This window comes from Streptomyces sp. NPDC050704 (assembly GCF_040654355.1).
Lineage (GTDB): Bacteria > Actinomycetota > Actinomycetes > Streptomycetales > Streptomycetaceae > Streptomyces.
Genome location: NZ_JBFAHW010000119.1, coordinates 1 through 16,919, shown reverse-complemented (window position 1 = coordinate 16,919; position 16,919 = coordinate 1). Strand labels below are relative to the sequence as shown.

The window sequence follows — 16,919 nt, the reverse complement described above, 5'->3', positions numbered from 1 at the left end:
CGCACCGGTCCCGACCGGGGCGGCGGGCCGGCGGCGCGCGAGCCCCACCGCGGCGGGCGGCAGCGTTCGCGCGGCGAAGCGCTCGCCGTCGCCAAATCAACTCTCTGATCTGTGACGACTCATCTCTTGGAGAACACCGTGGGACAGCCGGTCCACTCTGCCGTGTACCTGGATCCGGAAGCGTCCGTGGAAGCGAGAACCGACGACTTGCTGTCCCGGATGACCCTGCCGGAGAAGGTCGGGCAGTTGCTGATGCTCGACGCACAACATGGGGACCTGGTGGACATCCTGTCGACCAAGCTGGCCGGGTCCGTTCTGCATGTGACTCCCGAACGGATGCCCGAGGCCATGAAAATGGCCCAGCGGACACGGCTCGGCATTCCGCTGCTGACAGCCGACGACGCCATCCACGGCCACTCGTTCTGGCCCGGCGCGACCATCTTCCCGACCCAGCTGGCCATGGCCTGCACCTGGGACCCCGCTCTGCTCCACCGGGTGGCCCGCGCGTCCGCGACCGAAATCGCGACGACCGGAATCCACGGGACGTTCTCCCCGGTGCTGTGCATCACCCGGGACCTGCGCTGGGGTCGGATCAACGAGACGTTCGGCGAGGACCCCTTCCTGATCGGCGAACTCGGCGCGGCAATGGTGCGCGGCTACCAGGGCGAGGGCCTCAGCGACCCGACAGCCGTGCTGGCGTACGCCAAGCACTTCGCGGGCTACTCCGAAACCATGGGCGGGCGCGACGCGAGCGAAGCCGATCTCAGCCCACGCAAGCTGCGCTCATGGTTCCTGCCCCCGTTCGAGGAAGCCGTTCGGGCCGGCTGCCGCGGCTTCATGCTCGGCTACCAGTCGATCGACGGCGTGCCCATCACCGCGAACCAGTGGCTGATCAACGATGTGCTCAAGGGCGAGTGGGACTTCACCGGCACCCTGGTGACCGACTGGGACAACGTCGGCCGGATGGTCTACGACCAGCGAACCTGCGCCGACTACGCCGAGGCGGCGGCGGTCGCCGTCAACTCCGGGAACGACCTCATCATGGCCACGCCGCAGTTCTTCGACGGCGCGCAGGAGGCGGTCGCCCGCGACCTGGTCGACGAGAAACAGATCGATGACGCGGTACGGCGGGTTCTGCGGCTGAAGTTCGAGCTCGGGCTCTTCGAGGACCCCCGCGCCCCCGACCCCGAGCGGCAGGCGCAGGTGATCGGCTGCCGCGCACACGCCGACCTCAACCTGGAGACCGCCCGGCGCTCCCTGGTGTTGCTGCGCAACGAGGGGATCCTGCCCTTCGAAGGCGGGCTGACCTCGGACGGAACCGGCCGCGCCGCCAGCCAGGGCGCACCGCGGACGATCGCGGTCATCGGACCCAACGCCGACAGCCCGGAAGCCATGCTCGGCGACTGGGCGGGCGCCACCGGTCAGGTCCCGTGGATGCCCGAAGGCCATCCCCGCGAGACGGTGGAGACGGTGCTCGACGGCCTTCGCACCGTCGCACCCGCCGACTGGACCATCACGCACGCCCGCGGAGCCGACATAGCAAGCCCCACCCATGCCCCCGAGTGGTCCACCGGGCCCGACGGCCAGCCACTGCCGCCCGTTTTCACCCCCGCCCCGGTCGACCAGGCGCAGCTTCGGGAGGCTGTCGCCGCAGCAGAGGCCGCCGACTACGCCGTCGTGGTCGTGGGGGACAGCATCGCCCTCACGGGCGAGGGGCGCTCGACGGCCACGCTCGACCTTCAGGGAAGCCAGATCGCTCTGCTGGACGCGGTCGCCGCCACCGGCACACCCATGATCGTCGTACTCGCCCAGTCCAAGCCGAGCACGCTCCCAGAGTCGGCACTGAACGCGGCAGCCCTCATCGAGGCGTTCAACCCGGGCATGCGCGGTGGCCGCGCCATCGCCGAACTCCTCCTCGGACTCATCGAACCCAGCGGCCGGCTCCCGCTGTCCTTCGCACGCCACGTCGGTCAGCAACCGGTCTTCTACAACCAGGTGCGAGGCCAGCACGGCAACCGCTACGCGGACCTCACCCAAGACCCCCTGTTCGCGTTCGGCGAGGGCCTCACCTACACCACCGTCACCTACTCCGACCTTGTCGTGCACGACCAGGACGTTCCCGCCGACGGCACCGTCGACGCCACGGTGCGCCTCACCAACAGCGGCAGCCGTCCGGCCCTGGAAACGGTCCAGGCCTACGTCAGCGACCTGACCACCAGCGTCACGTGGGCCGAGCAGGAGCTGAAGGGTTTCACCCAGGTCGAGGTCCCTGCCGGCGAAAGCCTGGACGCCACCATCAACATCCCGGCCACTCACTGCTCACTCGTCACCGCGGACAACCGCCGAGTGGTCGAACCGGGTGAGTTCATGCTCCGCGTCGGCCCCAGCTCACGGCGGGAGCAGCAGCTGAGCGCGGGATTCCGCATCGGGACCTGAACGCCGTATCTGGACCTGTAGCCCGCATACGGGCTCGAAGACCCCCGCCCCGCCGGCCTGCCGCCCCGCCAAATCGAGGGCCGGCGGGGCGGGTTCCATCTGAAACACCGAAAGGCACGCGTGTGTCCACCACACCCCGCGATCCGCACCGCCCCGTGGCGCACCTGCGGCCGCCCCGCAACTGGATCAACGACCCCAACGGGCTGGTCTTCCACGACGGCCACTACCACGTGTGCTACCAGTACAACCCGTACGGCGCGACCCACGCGAACATGCACTGGGGCCACTTCCGCAGCCCCGACCTGCTGACCTGGGAGCCGCTGCCGATCGCCCTGTCCCCGAACCCCGATGGCGTGGACGCCGACGGCTGCTTCTCCGGCAACGCCGTCTCCGACGGCGACCGGCTGGTCGCCTTCTACTCCGCGCACCGCGAGGACCGCTCGTTCCAGCATCAGCCGGTCACCTGCGCCGTCTCCCACGACGGCGGCAACAGCTTCCGCCCGCGCGGCGAACTACTCATCCCCGAGCTGCCCGAGGGCTGCACCATGTACCGCGACCCGTACGTCTGGCAGGACGGCGACGGCTGGCGGATGCTGGTCGGCGCCGCCCTCGCGGACGGCCGCGCCGCCGCGCTTCTCTACGACTCACCCGACCTGGAGAACTGGACCTACCGGGGGCCCTTCGCAGCCCGCCGTCCGGAGCCCGTCGGCGGCACCGAGGAGCTCACCGGCGATGGCTGGGAATGCCCCCAATACCTCCCGGCAGCCGACGGACCCGGCGCCCTCCTCTTCAGTACCTGGACCGAACCCACCGGTCCGCAGAGGGTCGCGGCTCTGATCGGCGAAGAGCATGCCGGCCACTTCGAGGCCAGCCCAGCGGTACTCGCCGACCACGGCCCCGACTGCTACGCACCCGCCCTGCTGCGGGCACCGGGCGACCGGTGGCTGCTGTGGGGCTGGTCGTGGGAAGCCCGCGACGAAGCCTGGGCCGTCGCGGACGGATGGGCCGGCGTCCTCACCCTGCCCCGCGAGATCCACGTCCACGACGACGGCACCCTGCGCCAGCAGCCCGCCACCGAACTGCTCGCCCTGCGTGGCGAACACACCATCCACGCCACAGGAGCGACGCACGGCCCGCAGCCGGTGGACCTCGGCAACGTGGGCCGGGCCTTCGACCTGACGGTCCGTCTGGAACCGACCGGAAACGCCGGTCTGCGGCTGCTCACCACCCCGGACGGCTTGGAGTACCTCGACATCCGCGTCGATACCGACGCGGGCGAACTGATCGTCGACCGTGACCACGCCTCACTGGACCCCCGGGCCCGCGGCGGCTCCTACCGGATGCCCTGCCCCTCTGGTCAGCCGGTCGAGCTGCGCGTGGTCGTCGACCACTCCATCGCCGAAATCTTCCTGACCACCACCGGCCAGGTCCTCACCCTGCGCTTCTACCCCACAGGGCAAGGCCCGTGGCGACTTGAGGCCCGCAGTGCACCGGGTACGCGCCTCGGCTTCGCGGTCGACGCGTGGGAGCTGCACCCGCTTGTGATCAAGGAGCCGAGCACCGGCACCGCAGAGCCGGCGCCGACGTCGCCGTAGAACCGACTCCAACCGGTCGATCCCCCACCTCGGCAATGTGTCCCACCCCCTCTCCCACGTACTGACCAAGCAGGTCCGAAGGAGGATCTTCCATGAGCTCATACGGTCTCGGACGACGCCAGTTCCTGGCCACCGCTGTTGGTGTCGCCGCCGCCTGGACATCGGTTTCCGGGAACGCCATCGCCGCCCCGCAACTGAAGCAAGCCGCACGTGGCAATTCCGTCCGTGTGTGGCTGACGGACGTATCGGCCGACAAGTGGGTCGCCGGCCAGGATGATGTGCTGTTCAAGGCGAAGAGAACGGCCAACCCGCTCACAATCAAGATCGACGACAGCGTCAAGTACCAAAAGGTCCAAGGCTTCGGCGCGGCCATGACCGACTCCTCCGCCTGGCTCATCGACAAGCTGTCCGCTGCCGAGCGGACCAAGCTGATGAACAAGCTGTTCGATCCCTCGAAGGGAATCGGCCTCAGCCTGCTCCGCTCCCCGATGGGCGCCACGGATTTCAACGCGTCCGGGAACTATTCCTACAACGACATGCCCGCCGGCCAATCGGATCCGACGCTGTCCAACTTCTCTATCCAGCACGACGTGCCGTACATCATTCCGGCCTTGCGGCAGGCCCTCTCACTCAACCCGTCCATCAAGATCATGGCCAACCCGTGGAGCCCGCCAGGCTGGATGAAGACCTCCGACTCCATGATCGGAGGCACCCTCAAGAGCGAGTACACTTCCGCGCTCGCCACCTACTTCGTCAAGTTCATACAGGCCTGTGGCGAAGCCGGCGTACCCATCTCCTACATTTCCCCGCAGAACGAACCCATGGGTACCCCCACCTGGCCCGGAATGTTCCTGTCCGCGTACCAGGAAGCCGAGTTGATCCAGGAGATCGGCAAGGCGTTCGAAGCCAACGGAATCTCCACGAAGATCCTGGCTTGGGACCACAACTGGGACGTGCCCTCGTACCCCGAGACGATCTTCAGCGACCCCGCAGCCTCCAAGTACACCGCGGGAACCGGATGGCACATCTACAGCGGCAACCCGAACCATCAGACGCTGGTCCACAACGACTACCCGAGCAAGGAAACGTTCATCACGGAAGCCACCGGAGGCGTTTGGCAGGACAGCGACCAGACGGCGTTCAGTGAAGCACTGGGTACGTGGATCATCAACGGCACGCGCAACTGGGCGAACGGGGTGATGCTGTGGAACATCGCACTCGACCCCGATCGGGGCCCGCTCAACAGCGACACGGCCGGTATACCCATGCTTCGGGGCCTGCTCACGATCGACCCTGCCGACGGGCGGGTGATCTACAACGTGGATTACCACGCCCTCGCCCACGCCAGCAAGTTCGTCAAGCCCGGAGCACACCGGATCTACTCGAACACCTTCGGGGAAGGCAGCATAGAGAACGTCGCGTTCCAGAACCCGGACGGATCGAAGGTCCTGATCGCGCACAACTCGGGAAGCGCAGCGAAAACCTTCAGCGTCGCGGACGGGACACACTTGTTCGACTACACCCTCAACGCCGGCGACGCCGTCACCTTCACGTATGCCGGGCCGACGCGGAGCGGCCACACTCCCGCAGCGACCAAGGTCTCGGACCCGACACACGACTTCACCTTCAAGTCGGCATCCGGCCCGGTCACCGTCACGTACGACCCGGCACTGCTGCCCTACCAGAACTCCATCCGCACCGGAAACAAGCTGGTCACGTACTCCCTGCCGATCGGAGCTTCCGTCCAGACGACAGGAAGGGCACTGAGCCGCAGCAAGTGGACCGCCACGGCTTCGGCGCAGCCGGATTGGGGTGTGGCCGCGAACGCGATCGACGGCGACATCAACACCAGGTGGAGTCTGGGGCATGGGCCGACGAGCGGCGACTGGTTCCAGATCGATCTGGGGAGCCCTACGAGCTTCGACAAAATCGTCCTGGACACCGGCGTAAACAATTCGTTCGACTACGTCACCAAGTACCAGATATATGTGTCGAACGATGGCGCCGATTGGGGCAGCGCGATTGCGAGCGGCAGCGGAGGCATTGGCAAGATAGCCGTCACGTTGCCGACCCGGACGGCACAGTACATTCGCATCGTCAGTACTGCGGCCTCCGGTTTCTGGTGGGCCATCGGCGACATAGCGGTGTACGGGTCTGCGCGTGGAACCGGCTCGATCACGGCTCCGACAGCGGTATCGAACGGCCTCCAGATCAAGACCTGGGCCAGCAAGGAAGGGGAGCAGGTCACCGTGGTATTCAACGGGACCACCGACAGTAAGAGTTTCAAGGTATCCGCCGATGGCTCGTATACCTATATGCTGCCGGGCGGCACCTCGGCGATGTTCACGACCAAGAAGCTGTCGAGCTTCCCATCGCCGAAGTTCAGTGATTTGAAGCCGGAACGAGGCATGCCGCGCTCCAAGTTCACGATTCGCGGTTCTGGTTTCGGCGATGCGCAGGGGCTGGGTACGGTGTATTTCGGATCGAGCTATGCCGAAATAGACACCTGGTCGGACACCAGCATCAGCGCCTACGTTCCGAAGGGACTTCCGGCGGGGAAGGTCACGGTTTCCGTGAAGGGAATCAGCGGAGTGGATGCAGGTGGATCTTCGTTCGACGTCATCGATCTAGGTCCTGCACTGCCCCGGACGAGCTGGACCGCAAAGGCTTCGGACGCAAGTCAGTGGGATGCGCCCGGAAACATGATCGATGGCAATTCCGACACTCGGTACAGCTCCGGAAGAGGGCAGTACGACGGTCTCTGGATCCAGGTGGACATGGGGCAAACGCAGACCTTCGACAAGATTGTGTTGGATGTCGGCGGCAGTGTCAGCGACTATGCGCGGAGCGCAGACGTATACGTATCCACGGATGGAACCGAGTGGACCAAGATTTCTTCCGTGGCAGACGGCCAACGAGTCCACATGATTTCCTTCCCGACACAGACGGCTCGCTACATCAAGGTCGTCAATACCGGCAATGTTGCGCGTAGCTGGTGGTCGGTCGCAGAATTCAACGTATACAAGTGATCTCGTGCTTTCATGTGGGGTGATCTTTCACCTTGCCCCCGACGCAGAGAAAGTGCCTCGGACAGGCGAGAACAGGGATTGCTGATGTCCTTGTTCCCGCAGTGGTTGGAGGCACTTTCCAGATGAAGGGTGCGCTCGGCTGTGACTGCCGGGCCGGTACAGGGATGCTTCGCGCACAGCAGACCGTGCTCGGGCTGCTGGCCTCCGATACGACGGTGTCTCGGCTGATCGACACGCTGGCCGCTGTGCGGCCGCAGGCACTGGACGCGATCCGGAAGGCTCACTGCTGCAACGGGTCTGGTCGCTGGGCGGCGACGCTTCGACCCCGACCTACCGGGGTTCCTCGGTGCGCGCACAAAGGAGTCCGTCGGCGGCGCCGGCCTGCACACCGGCGAGGGCTGGCACTGCCCCCAGTCTCCCAGCGGCCTCGGCACCCCGGCGCCCTCATCTTCAGCGCCCTGGAACTATGACGACGACAGCGCCAGGTGTGTCGCTCTCCTGGTCGATGAATGCGACTCCTACCGGTAGTTCGTTAAATCCGGCGATGGTGTGGGTTGACGGCAGGTTGGGGTGGCCGTAGGCCGGTGGTGGTAGGAGTCAACTGGCTTGCTGGGGGCTGGAGATGACTGCTCGCCGTCCGTGTCCGCCTGCGCTGGGGCCGTTGGAAGAGTGCGCGGCCCGGTTTGACGACCTCTTCTTCAGCCCGGCTCAGCGGCGGATTTTCGTGAGTATCTGACCGGGCCGTTGGCGCCACGGAGCGGAACAAGAGGCTCACCTGCCTGGCCGGGGCGGAGTCGGTGGCCGGTGCGGGGATGCCGGGGGTGCAGCGGCTGCAGTTCTTCTTGTCCGAATCGCCCTGGGAGACGGAGCAGGTCAACGACCGGCGGTTGGAGTTGCTGCGTGAGCGGCCGGCGACGGCTCCGCATGACGGCGGGGTCATCGTGATCGACGACTCCGGAAACCGCAAGGACGGCACGGCGACCGTGCACGTGGGACGGCAGTGGCTGGGCCGGCTGGGCAAGACCGACAACGGCATCGTCACGGTGACCACGGTGTGGACCGACGGCCGCGTGTACTACCCGCTGCACGCACAGCCGTACACGCCCGCCCACCACTTCGCCCGCGGCCGTTCCGACCCAGCCTTTCGTACCAAGCCGCAACTGTCCGCCGCCCTCGCGGCCCGGGCCAAGGAGGCGGGGTTCGCCTGCCGGGCCGTGGTCGCCGACTGCGCCTACTCCACCAGCGACGACTGATACCTCGCGCTGCGCGAGGCCGGCCTGCCCTATGTCGTGGCGCTCAGGCCGCACCGCGGCACCTGGGGGCCCAGGCCGGCCAGCCCCACACCCCCATCGGTCCCGGCCCGCGCCCTGGCGGGACCGACCCCGGACATCCGGGTGACTGGACACCGGTGGAGCGTCACTTCCGCGACGGGCGCATTGAGACCTGGTGGGCCGCCGACGCCTGCCTGGCCGACTACGGTCCCCACTCCCCGTGCCGCCTGGTCGTGGCTACCACTGACCCGGCTCGGCTGCCGGAGAAGGCCACCTGGTGCCTGGCCACCAACCTGCCCCACCCTGATGCACCCCACGCCGCCACCGGCCCGCACCCGCCCGCCGACCTCGCCGAAATCGTCCGTCTCTACGGCCTGCGGCCGTGGATCGAGCAGAGCTACCAGCAGATCAAGGACGAACTGGGCTGGGCCGACTTCCAGGTCCGCTCCGCCCGTGCCATCCGTCGCCACCAGACCCTGGTCAACTGCGCCTTCTCCTTCTGCTGGAACCAGTGGTTCGCCCCACCCGGGCCCCTGGACGCCACCGGGCCGGACCCGTGCCCCGATGACGGGCCAGAGAGGGGCCCCCACCACACCCCACCAGCACCAACAGCCCTGCTGGCCCAGGGCCTTACGGGCCGTCCGTTCCTGGCTCGCCCCAGCCATCACCCTCCACCGGTGGTGGCAGGCCTGGATGGACAAGGACCCGCCCTCCGAGCTCCAGGCACTGATCGACGCAGTCACCACCGGACACGGTCTTGACCTCTACTGCCGGATTTAACGAACTACCGGTAAAGCGCGGCCTCGACATTCCTCCCGGCGGTATTCCGGCCAACGGTTTGTGGGGGCAGATGATTTCCGCGTGCAGCACTGGGAAGACCACCACTGCCTGCCCAATGTAAGGGGTTCTGGCTGCGGCATCAGCACGTGCTGGTGCCGCAGCCAGAGCGCTGATTAGAACCGCGGGTCGAGGAACGAGCCCCACGTGTAGGTGCCAGACGGGTTGACCACCGAAGTGCGGCTGGTTGCGGCCGGGCCCCAGTCGGGGTTCTCCGGCACCAGGACCGAGGTGTGGATGTAGTCGTCGTACTCGGGGTTCAGGCAGCTCTGCCAGCGGTACCAGCCGGCGCCGAGGGACATGTCCCGCGTGACCCACTGGTTCCCGCCGATGCGCAGGCCCCAGTTGTAGCTGCCGCTGGCCAGGTAGATGCGGCGGGACTCCGTGCAGGCGACATCTCCGCCTTCGGGGTTGGACACCAGGTACTGGGTCCGCAGAACCCAAGCCGTGTCCGCCGACGGCGCGGCTGCCGTGGTGCTCGGCGCGACCATCGCCGCCATGCCCAGCGCGACCAGCAGGGTGGTCAGGATTCGCCTTCGTCGTTTCATGACTTTCTCCTTCCGTAGTCGGCGCTGCCGAGCATGCAAGGCGAAGCCCGGGACCGGTCCCGGAAGAATTGTCGGTGAATGGCTTTGACCGTGGATGACGGCCCCACTTGGCCGGCGGGGCGAAGTGCTGCCGAGGCGGGGGTTGATGTCGGCTGCGGTGACCTGGTCCTGGAGCCGGGTTTCGGCAAGTCCACGAGGTTGGCCATGCGGCGCCGGGTCGGCTGGAGTTGCCCCGCCCCTCGGTAGGTACTCCGGCCGGAGGTGTCGTGACAGTTCCCTCAATGAGTGCTCAACGCCGACCCTGCCGCCCTACACCTGTTCCTCGGGACCCCTCCCAAAGCTTGCCGTCTACGGTCACGCCTGACGACGCCTCACGGTTCCGGTGACGCTCTACGGCCAGGCCGAGGAGGAGAACTCGAACAAGGAGAACATTCCTGTGAGACATCCCCATTTATTATGCTACGCACCATGGAGACGCGGGCGGCTGCAGTGGGCAGTCGTCGTCCTCGCCGCGGTAGTGACGACGCTGGCCGTGCCGGCGACCGCGCAGGCCGCCGACGAGCAGATAACCCCCGCCGCCGGCGCCGTCACGGCCGGCACCAGCGACGAGAACAAGCCGGCGAACGTCGTGGACAACGACTACGACACCCGATGGTCGGGCGAGGGCGACGGCGCCTGGCTGCAGTTGGACCTCGGCTCGACCATGACCGTCAGCCACATCAAGCTCGCCGTGCACAAGGGCACCGTCCGTCGGAACGCCTTCGAGCTCCAGTACTGGGACGGATCGCGCTGGGTCACCGTCTACGACGGCGAGAGCAGCGGTACGACGACGGACCTGGAGTCCTTCGAGTTCGAGCCCGTCCAGACCTCAAAGGTCCGCTACCTCGGCCACGGCTACGAGGGTGACGGTGAGGGCGACTGGAACAGCCTCACCGAGGTCGAGATCTGGGGCAGTTCCAGCGGTGACGGCGGTGGCGGCGAGATCCCGCCCGACACGCCGGCACCCACCACCGAGGTCGGCACCGCCGAGGAGTTGACCGACGCGCTCGCCGACGCCAACCCTGGGGACACCATCGAACTGGAGCCCGGCGCCTACGTCGGCACCTTCGCCGCCACCGTCTCCGGCACCGCCGAGCACCCCATCACACTCACTGGCCCGCGCGACGCGGTCCTGTCCAACGACGACGGCTACGGTCTCCACCTCGATGGCGCCGACCACTGGAACCTGACAGGCTTCGCGGTGGCCGACTCGGCCAAGGGCATCGTGCTGGACGAGTCCGACCACGTCATCATCGACGGGGTGGAGGTGTACGACACCGGGGCCGAGGCGGTGCATCTCCGCGCCGCCAGCTCCGACAACGTCATCAAGAACTCCGTCATTCACGACACCGGCCTGGAGCAGCCCCAGTACGGCGAGGCCATCTACGTCGGTTCCGCCGTGAACCACTGGGACGACTTCGGCGAGGACGGCGGCGAGGGCCCCGACCGCAGCGACCGCAACCAGGCCCTGAACAACACCATCGGCCCGGACGTCACGGCCGAGCACGTGGACATCAAGGAGGGCACCGAAGGCGGCGTGGTGCGCGGCAACACCTTCGACGGCGACGGCATCTCGGGCCAGAACTCCGCCGACTCCTGGATGGACGTCAAGGGCAACGGGTATCTCATCGCGTCCAACACCGGCACCTTCGGCGGCCACGGCGTGCTCGTCGACGGCTACCAGACCCACGACCGCGTCGACGGCTACGGCTGCGGCAACACCTTCCGCGCCAACGACTCCGACCTCGGCGGCGCGGACGGCTACGCCATCAACGTGACCAACCAGGACGACTGCGAAGCCGCGCCGAACATCGTCACCTCCGACAACACCGTCATTGGCGCCGGCAGCGGCCTGACCAACATCAACACCACCGAGTGATCGCCACAGCCGGAGAGACGGTCCCGAAATGGCGCCCCCGATAAGGACTGTGAAGTCCGGATCCAGAGAACCCGACCTCCGCCCGGGGTCCGAACGGCCAACCGGTCCCAGGCGGGTGACGGGATCCAGAGTCTCGGTCCGCCGGCCCCGCGCCCTGACGAGGGGCGCGGTGTGGCTGCCCGGTGATCCCTCAGCGGGGCCGGCCGCCCATCGGGGCTCCTCGGGCAATCTCGCCGGCAAGGGGGACATTCCCGACCACCTCGGCGGACGGCCTGGTGAGCGCAGCGCAGGCCGCCCCCAGCACGATCAGATCGGCGACATCTGTTCGTTCCTCTCGCAACACCTCTCCACTCAGGTGTTGCGACGACCGGTGACCCGCTGGAAACCCGTCGGCCGTAACGACACCGCACCCACCCACACCCCAAAGGCCGAGGCCGCCCCGCCCTCTTCCAGCGAAGCACTGCACGACCCTGTCAGTACCCCGCACAAGATCACCAACGGAGTCCCGGTATTGCGCCTGGTGGCGCACGTGTCCAGCGCTGAGGCGGACACCCCCGAGGCCGCGGCCTCGCCGGCCTCGTTCGGGCTGCTCAGGCGTTGTTCCCCCGGATCACCTGCTGTGCCACCGCGGTCGCGCTCCACCTCACCCATCTCACCGAGTCCAGAGGAGCAGAAGATCGTGAAGTCACTCTCTTTAGGCGGTGCCGCCCTGACGGTGCTGCTGTTCCTGGGAAGCACCCCGGCCCACGCCGCCGACCCCAAGCCGCACCACGACGAGTCCTCGTCCTCGTCACAGGGCCGCACCCTGTCCCTGAAGCTCCTGCCGGATTCCAGAGCGGAAGCCGACGAGTACGTCGAGTGTTCCTGGTCGGTCGACACCAACGCGGCGTGGTGGTGGGAGGCGTCCACCCTGACCAAGGTCGACGCCGAGGCCGACGGACACGTCGAATGCGATCCGGACATCTACAGCATCGAGTCGGAGCTGTACGTGCGCCATGACGCGACGCGCATCTCCGTGGACACGGACACCTGCGTCTCGGACGACGAGGACGAGTGCGCCACCTCGACCACCGCCGGGACGTACACCTGCATGGCGGGAACGTTGTGCGCGGGGGACTGGACGTCGGGGCTCGAGCTCCGCCTGCAACTGAACGGCAACTCATGGGACGCCGACAGCTTCCCCGACTACTGCTCCATCCAGGGCTCCGACGACGAGATCGCACGCTGCTACTTCGAAGGGGATCCCCCTATCTACGTCCCGCCCACCTTCCCGCCCGCCGCGGCGGCGACGCCTGCGTCCTAGCCGGCCATCCGTATGCCAGAGCGTGGCGGATGAGCTGGGACGAGCTCTCCGACGCGGCCGTGGCTTTGGGAACGCGGTATCGCCGTGCGCTGCCTCGTGGTGTCCAACCACAACCGTTCAGCCACCGATCAGCCGCCTCGGTTGATCGGATTCCTCCAACCAAAGTGAGGATTTATGAGACGAATACATCGCGCATTCTTAGTGGGCGTGTTGGCCGTCGGAATCTCAGGTGGGTACTACCCGGTAGCGTCGGCCGCGCCGACCGACACCGCTCCGCTGGAGGTCAAGAGCGTCACGGCGAGTCCCGACGACGGCAACGTTCCCGCCAACACCCTGGACAACAACCTGAGCACCCGCTGGTCGTCGCAGGGCGACGGGGCGTGGATCCGCTACGACCTCGGCTCGGCGCAGACCGTCGGGTCGCTGTCGCTCGCTTGGCATCAGGGGAACAGCAGGACGAACACCTTCGACGTCCAGTTGTCCGACGACGGATCGTCGTGGAAGACCGTCCTGGCCCGAAAGGCCAGCAGCGGCAGCACACTTGAGCAGCAGAGCTACGACTTCGCCGACGCCTCGGCCCGCTACGTGCGGATCGTCGGCCATGGCAACACGGTCAACGCCTGGACCAGCATCACCGAGACCGACATCTACGGAGCCGACGGCACCGGCGGCGGTGGCGGCTCCTGCGCGTACCCGGCCGACGTGCTGGACCTGAAGAACTGGTATATCGGGCTGCCGGTGGGCGAGGAGGAGTCCCCCACCAACGTCTACCAGCCGGAACTCGCCACGTACGCGAACGACCCGTGGTTCACCACGGCCGACGACTGCGCGGCCGTCCGGTTCCGGGCCCCGGTCAACGGCGTCACCACCAGCGGCTCCAAGTACCCCCGCTCGGAGCTGCGGGAGATGACGGACTCGGGGGAGACCAAGGCGAGTTGGTCGTCCACGTCCGGCACCCACACGATGGTGATCGACCAGGCCATCACGGACCTTCCCAAGAAGACTCCGAACGTCGTCGCCGGGCAGATCCACGGCGGCTCCGATGATCTCAGCGTCTTCCGTCTGGAAGGCACGAAGCTCTACGTCACCGACGGCGACGAAAAGCATCACAGGCTGGTGACGGAGAACTACGAGCTGGGCACGAGGTTCCAGGCGAAGTTCGTGGTCAGCGACGGCAAGATCAAGGCCTACTACAACGGCGTGTTGCAGACCACGCTGTCGAAGAACTTCTCCGGCGCCTACTTCAAGGCGGGCGCCTACACGCAGGCCAACTGTGACAACTCGGATCCGTGCAGCGCCGACAACTACGGCCAGGTGAAGATCTACGACCTGAACGTCACGCACGGCGACGGCGGGGACGGCGGAGACGGCGGTGACGAGGGCGGCGGCGGTGACGGAGACTCGACCGAGGCCGCCAAGCGGCACGGCTGGGGCACCCCGCTGCCGATATCCGACGAGTTCGACTACACCGGCCCGGTCGACCCCACGAAGTGGGACGTACCGTCGGGCAGCGTCGGCGGCACGCCCCAATGTTGGGAAGGCCATGAGGGGAACGGCCGCCGGTGCGGGAAGAACAGCACCGTCGCGGACGGCACGATGACCATGCGCGGTGAGGCGAACGGCGACACGGGGTGGATCAGGCAGAGCGAGGCCACCCAGTACGGCCGGTGGGAAATCCGGTCCCGCTCACGGAACACCGGCCCGGAGGGCAAGCCCTACCATCCGCTGCACCTGATCTGGCCCACCGAGGACAATCGGCTCGAAAACGGCGAGTACGACTGGGTCGAGTACTCGGACCCCGACGCGCAGTGCCTCTCGGCGTTCCTGCACTACCCGAAGAGCCCGTCGGACAAGAAGGAAAACCCCGAACACTGCCCCGTGGACATGACGAAGTGGCACAACTTCGCGTTCGAGTGGACGTCCAAGGCGCTGGTCGGCTACGTCGACGGTGTCGAATGGTTCCGGCTGGCGGACGGCGCCAACGCCGACCGGGGGAACATCCAGGACATGCCCCTCGGGAACCTCGTCATCCAGCTGGACAACTTCGCCAAGGACAGCAGTCCGCGCCCGGCCGTGTTCGAGGTCGACTGGGTCCGGACCTACGACATCGAGTCGGCGGGCGAGGACCCCACCGATCCCACCGACCCCGGCGAGGACTCTCCGGTCCAGATCGCGGGCGTCACGGCGAGTCCCGATGACGGCAATGTTCCCGCCAACACCCTGGACAACAACCTGAGCACCCGCTGGTCGTCGCAGGGCGACGGGGCGTGGATCCGCTACGACCTCGGCTCGGCGCAGACCGTCGGGTCGGTGTCGGCCGCCTGGCATCAGGGGAACAGCAGGACGAACACCTTCGACGTCCAGTTGTCCGACGACGGATCGTCGTGGAAGACCGTCCTGGCCCGGAAGACCAGCAGCGGCAGCACACTTGAGCAGCAGAAGTACGACTTCGCCGATACCTCGGCCCGCTACGTGCGGATCGTCGGCCATGGCAACACGGTAAACGACTGGACCAGCATCACCGAGACCGACATCTACGGAGCCGACGGTACTGGCGGAGATGACGGTGGCGACGGCGGGGACGGCGACGACGGGGAGCAGACCTCCGTCCGCACGGTCCGTGTCGCGGACTCGACCGCGTTGAAGAGCGCGTTCGGGGACGCGCGGCCCGGGGACCGCATCGTGCTCGCGGACGGCACGTACTCGATCGGCAAGATGACCGGCAAGAACGGAACGGCCGCCGAGCCCATCACCATCGTCGCGGAGAACCGCGGCAAGGCGGTGATCGGCGACGGGCAGCTGGAGGTGGCGAATTCCTCGTACGTCACCTTCGAGGGGCTGAAGTTCACGAACAGCAGCACCTTGAAGATCACCAGCTCGAACAACGTGCGGCTGACCCGCAACCACTTCCGGCTGACCGAGGAGTCCTCGCTGAAGTGGGTGATCATCCAGGGGGAGAACAGCCACCACAATCGGATCGATCACAACCTGTTCGAGGAGAAGCGCCAAAGCGGGAACTTCATCACCATCGACGGATTCGAGAAGCAGCAGTCACAGCACGACCGCATCGACCACAACCACTTCCGTGACATCGGCCCTCGCGTGGAGAACGAGATGGAGGCCGTCCGGGTCGGCTGGAGCGGAATGTCCCAGTCGAGCGGATTCACCGTCGTCGAGTCGAACCTCTTCGAGAGGTGCGACGGTGACCCGGAGATCGTCTCGGTGAAGAGCAACGACAACATCGTCCGCCACAACACCTTCCGCGCCTCGCAGGGCGTGCTGTCCCAACGGCACGGGAACCGCGGTGAGTTCTACGGCAACTTCTTCTTCGGGGAGGGCAAGGCGGGAACCGGCGGGATCCGCATCTACGGCCAGGACCACAAGGTCTACAACAACTACTTCGAGGGTCTGACCGGCACCGGCTACGACGCCGCGCTGCAGATCGACGGCGGCGACGTGGACACCTCGGGCGCGCTGAGCGCGCACTGGCGCGTCTACCGGGCGACCGTCGTGAACAACACCTTCGTGAACAACGTGTCGAACATCGAGATCGGCGCCAACTACAACCTCGCCCCGGTCGACTCGGTCATCGCCGACAACGTCGTCACGGGCAGCCGGGGCAAGCTGCTCAACGAGGTCAAGAAGCCTGTGGACATGACCTACGCCGGGAACATCGCGTGGCCGACCGGATCGGCGACCGTCGGCGTGTCCGTGCCCTCCGACTCCGTCAGGGCAGTCGACCCGCTGCTCGCCTCCGACGGATCGCTGTACCGGATCGGTGCGGGAAGCCCGGCGATCGACACCGGTACCGGCGACCACGCCTTCGTGACCGACGACATGGACGGTCAGGCTCGCACCGGCGTCGTCGACGTGGGCGCCGACGAGCGGTCGTCGTCCGCTGTCACGCGAACCCCGCTCAGCGCGAGCGACGTCGGCCCAAGCACTGCGTAGGACGCGCAAAGCGACCGGTGGCGGCTCACCC

General features: G+C 67.0%; 9 protein-coding genes. 8 read left to right on the top strand and 1 reads right to left on the bottom strand.

Translation table 11 applies throughout. The annotated features are described in order from the left end of the window. Window positions 1-219: 219 nt before the first annotated feature. The 5 genes from AB0I18_RS42400 (at window position 220) to AB0I18_RS42380 (ending at window position 9,092) form a co-directional block, all read left to right on the top strand. Window positions 220-2,436 (top strand): glycoside hydrolase family 3 N-terminal domain-containing protein, encoded by a 2,217-nt coding sequence (locus AB0I18_RS42400; RefSeq protein ID WP_363111122.1) that lies wholly within the window; start codon window positions 220-222, stop codon window positions 2,434-2,436. Between the two features lie 122 nt (window positions 2,437-2,558). Beyond that, complete coding sequence (locus AB0I18_RS42395) at window positions 2,559-4,031, top strand: GH32 C-terminal domain-containing protein (protein WP_363111109.1); 1,473 nt, start codon at window positions 2,559-2,561, stop codon at window positions 4,029-4,031. A gap of 92 nt (window positions 4,032-4,123) precedes the next feature. Continuing rightward, window positions 4,124-7,060 carry a discoidin domain-containing protein gene (locus tag AB0I18_RS42390; protein WP_363111108.1) on the top strand — a complete coding sequence of 979 codons (2,937 nt, stop codon included), beginning with the start codon at window positions 4,124-4,126 and terminating at the stop codon, window positions 7,058-7,060. 812 nt (window positions 7,061-7,872) lie between these two features. Next, window positions 7,873-8,313 carry a transposase gene (locus AB0I18_RS42385; protein ID WP_363111106.1) on the top strand — a complete coding sequence of 147 codons (441 nt, stop codon included), beginning with the start codon at window positions 7,873-7,875 and terminating at the stop codon, window positions 8,311-8,313. A gap of 251 nt (window positions 8,314-8,564) precedes the next feature. Then, entirely contained in the window at window positions 8,565-9,092 is a 528-nt protein-coding gene (locus AB0I18_RS42380; RefSeq protein ID WP_363111105.1) for a hypothetical protein, read from the top strand. Window positions 9,093-9,284: 192 nt separating this feature from the next. Here AB0I18_RS42380 and AB0I18_RS42375 read toward each other — a convergent pair whose 3' ends face one another. Next, complete coding sequence (locus AB0I18_RS42375) at window positions 9,285-9,716, bottom strand: hypothetical protein (protein WP_363111104.1); 432 nt, start codon at window positions 9,714-9,716, stop codon at window positions 9,285-9,287. 382 nt (window positions 9,717-10,098) lie between these two features. Here AB0I18_RS42375 and AB0I18_RS42370 point away from each other — a divergent pair, with 382 nt between their 5' ends. From AB0I18_RS42370 to AB0I18_RS42360, 3 genes are all read left to right on the top strand, one after another. Further along, complete coding sequence (locus tag AB0I18_RS42370) at window positions 10,099-11,634, top strand: discoidin domain-containing protein (RefSeq protein ID WP_363111103.1); 1,536 nt, start codon at window positions 10,099-10,101, stop codon at window positions 11,632-11,634. Window positions 11,635-12,313: 679 nt separating this feature from the next. Beyond that, window positions 12,314-12,937: a hypothetical protein gene (locus AB0I18_RS42365; protein ID WP_363111102.1), complete on the top strand. Its 624-nt coding sequence runs from the start codon at window positions 12,314-12,316 to the stop codon at window positions 12,935-12,937. A gap of 207 nt (window positions 12,938-13,144) precedes the next feature. Next, entirely contained in the window at window positions 13,145-16,888 is a 3,744-nt protein-coding gene (locus AB0I18_RS42360) for a chondroitinase-B domain-containing protein (RefSeq protein ID WP_363111101.1), read from the top strand. The last annotated feature ends 31 nt before the right edge of the window (window positions 16,889-16,919 follow it).

Coding starts and splice junctions, on each gene's coding strand:
- AB0I18_RS42400 (WP_363111122.1), top strand. CDS start 220: ATGACCCTGCCGGAGAAGGTCGGGCAGTTGCTGATGCTCGACGCACAA.
- AB0I18_RS42390 (WP_363111108.1), top strand. CDS start 4,124: ATGAGCTCATACGGTCTCGGACGACGCCAGTTCCTGGCCACCGCTGTT.
- AB0I18_RS42385 (WP_363111106.1), top strand. CDS start 7,873: ATGCCGGGGGTGCAGCGGCTGCAGTTCTTCTTGTCCGAATCGCCCTGG.
- AB0I18_RS42375 (WP_363111104.1), bottom strand. CDS start 9,716: ATGAAACGACGAAGGCGAATCCTGACCACCCTGCTGGTCGCGCTGGGC.